General features: G+C 71.0%; 2 protein-coding genes. Both read right to left on the reverse strand.

What is annotated here, in order from left to right:
- Positions 1–12 precede the first annotated feature (12 nt).
- Positions 13–957: a TauD/TfdA family dioxygenase gene (locus IE308_RS18035; protein ID WP_190218697.1), complete on the reverse strand. Its 945-nt coding sequence runs from the start codon at positions 955–957 to the stop codon at positions 13–15.
- Between the two features lie 14 nt (positions 958–971).
- A complete protein-coding gene (locus IE308_RS18040) occupies positions 972–2012 on the reverse strand; it encodes a MupA/Atu3671 family FMN-dependent luciferase-like monooxygenase (RefSeq protein WP_110630124.1) in 1041 nt (346 codons plus the stop codon).
- Positions 2013–2078: the final 66 nt, after the last annotated feature.

Consider the following 2078-nt stretch of genomic DNA (forward strand, 5'->3'; position numbering starts at 1 on the left):
GCGTTCGGGGGCTCAGTCGCACATGGCGACGAGGATGCGGCGCGTGCCCTCGAAGGGGCGGCGGCCGTGGCCCGTGAGGACGTTGTCGATGACGAGGACGTCGCCCTCGCGCCAGTCCACGTCGACCGCGAGGTCCAGGCCGACGTCACGGATGTGCGTGACGTACTCGTCGGGGATGGGGGCGCCGTCCGCGAACGTGACGTACTGCGGGAACTCCTCGGGCGGCAGGATGTCGTACAGCTCCTTGGCGGTCTCGTCGCCGAGTCCGGCCGGGTGCCACTGGTCGGCCTGGTTGAACCAGACCTCGGTGCCGGTCACCGGGTGCGTGGTGGTGGCCTGCCGGTGCTGGACCACGCGGATGCCGTCGGGACCCCACTCCCACTCCGCCTCCGCGGCCGCCAGATAGCGCTCCACCTCGGCCTTGTCGTCGGTCTCGAAGGTGTCCTGCCAGCTCTTGCCGAGGCCGTATCCGTCGTGCAGGTTCTGCACGTAGCGGATGCCGCCCGCGAAGGCCTCCCGGACCTCCGGGCGCAGCGAGTTCAGCCACAGCTCGCCGTCCACGACCGGGGTCGCGCCACCGGACTCGGCGGCCTTCTCGCAGTAGAACGCCAGCCGCGCCGGCCATCTGCGGGCGTAGTTCAGCTCGTTGTGCATGGAGATGGTGAAGCGCTGCGGGTACTCGGTCGAGGTGTAGAGGTTGCCCTTGACCCGGGTGCGGGGCGAGTTGCCGTGCACATACGGCAGCCGGGTGGGCAGCAGCCGGTCCAGGACGGGGTCGATGGACTCGGGCGGGACGCCGAAGCCGCGGAAGACGAGCGCCTTGTGCTCGGTCAGCAGGTCGGTCAGACCCTGTGCGCCCAGCGCGGTGAGGTGCGCGGCCAGGTCGCGTCCCCGGGCCTCGGCCGCGGTGATCTCGTGCGGGGCCCAGGTGAGGTTCTCGCTCACGGTGGTGCTCATGACGTCTCCGGCTCCTATCGGGAGATGATCTCGTTCAGCTTGCCGAGCTTGTCGATGCCGTCGAGTACGGCCCTGGAGTCCACTCCGAAGTCCACCAGGCAGCCGATCTCGTCGACGCCCAGGGCCGCGACGCGCGGCAGCAGTTCGGCGGCCCGCTCGACGCTGCCGAAGAGACCGCCGGTCTCGAAGTAGCGGTCGAAGGCGCGGGCGGCGAGGTAGTCCATGTCGTCGGCGTTGAGCTGGGACAGGTCCATGTCCTTGCCGGTGAACGACTTGGCGGTGAGGTTGGCGGAGCTCTTCAGGTAGTTGGTGAAGGGCTCGCGCACCTGCTCGCGGACCTGGTCGAGGTCGTCGCCGAGCAGGGTGTGCAGCATCAGCACGACATGGCCGGACCAGCCGTCGTGCTCCTCGGCGGCGACCCGCCGGTACTCGGCGATCTTCGCGGCGACCTCGTCGAGGGACTGTCCGAGCAGGTGGGTCAGGATGCCGGCCTTCATGCGGGCGGCGGCCCGGAAGGTGTCGACGCCGCCGGCCGAGGTCAGCCAGACGGGCAGTTCGCTCTGCACGGCGGGCGGGTAGGCGCGGATGTCGACCGGCCGGCCGAGGCCGTCCGTGGTGGCGAGGGCCTCGCCGCGCCACAGCCGTCGTACGTCCTCGGCGATGTCGCGGACCAGGGTGCGCCGGTCGGCGTGGTTCTCCGGGCGGAGCGCGAAGTCCACGGTGTTCCAGCCGGAGGCGAAGGCGATGCCCGCGCGGCCGCCGGACAGGTTGTCGACCACCGACCACTCCTCGGCGATCCGAGCCGGGTGGTGCAGCGGGGCGACGACGCTGCCGGCCCGGATGCCGATGCGCCGGGTGCACATGGCCACGGCCGCGCCGAGCACGGCGGGGTTCGGGTAGGCCCCGCCGAAGGGGTCGAAGTGCCGCTCCGGGGTCCATACGGCGGCCAGGCCCGACCGGTCGGCGAGCTTCGCCCCCTCGATCAGCAGCTCGTAGCGGCCGGCTTGCCCCGGGGCGGTGGAGTCGTGCGCGAAATAGAACAGGCTCAGGTCCATGGGCGGTCCTTACGACGCGTGGTGACAAAGGCTCGGAGGGTCGGAAGACGGAGGTCGGCGGACGGA

The organism is Streptomyces griseosporeus, from assembly GCF_014656055.1.
Lineage (GTDB): Bacteria > Actinomycetota > Actinomycetes > Streptomycetales > Streptomycetaceae > Streptomyces > Streptomyces griseosporeus.